The organism is Streptomyces sp. WM6386, assembly GCF_000972385.1.
Classification (GTDB): Bacteria; Actinomycetota; Actinomycetes; order Streptomycetales; family Streptomycetaceae; genus Streptomyces.
The window spans coordinates 1-405 of the sequence record NZ_JXTE01000562.1 but is presented as its reverse complement, the minus strand read 5'-3'; the positions used below and the strand labels follow the sequence as shown (position 1 = coordinate 405).

Below are 405 nucleotides of genomic sequence, written 5' to 3'. Positions count from 1 at the left end.
CGTCCATGTCTTCTGGACCTTCTGGTTCCGGCACCTGGGCGACGAGGATCCCGAGGCGGAGCAGAACCTGTCCGTCATCTTCGGCACCTTCGTGCACCTGTGCCCGCGGCTGCCTCCGCAAGCCGGGCTCCCGGAAATCCTCGTGGAGCGCTTCGATCCCGCCGACCCGTCCAACGAGGCGAGCTTCGCCTACCTGGTGAGCAGGGCGCACACCGATGCCGCGGCCACCGGCCCGCAGGAGGAACGGCCCGCAGCGCTCGCAGCCGCGATCGCCTGGTCGGAATCGGCGTTCGAGTCCGTGCTCGACGAAGACCACGCCGGCTTCCTGGAGTTGACGGTCCACGCCCTCGAACTCCACGTCGAGCGCTTCAAGCTCATGGTGGACCCGGACGCGCTGCTGGTGGC

At 68.6% G+C, this 405-nt stretch carries 1 protein-coding gene; it reads left to right on the top strand.

Annotated features, from left to right (window positions below):
- Positions 1-405 (top strand): hypothetical protein (locus TN53_RS42700; protein ID WP_046264307.1); only part of this gene is annotated, 405 nt, incomplete at both ends.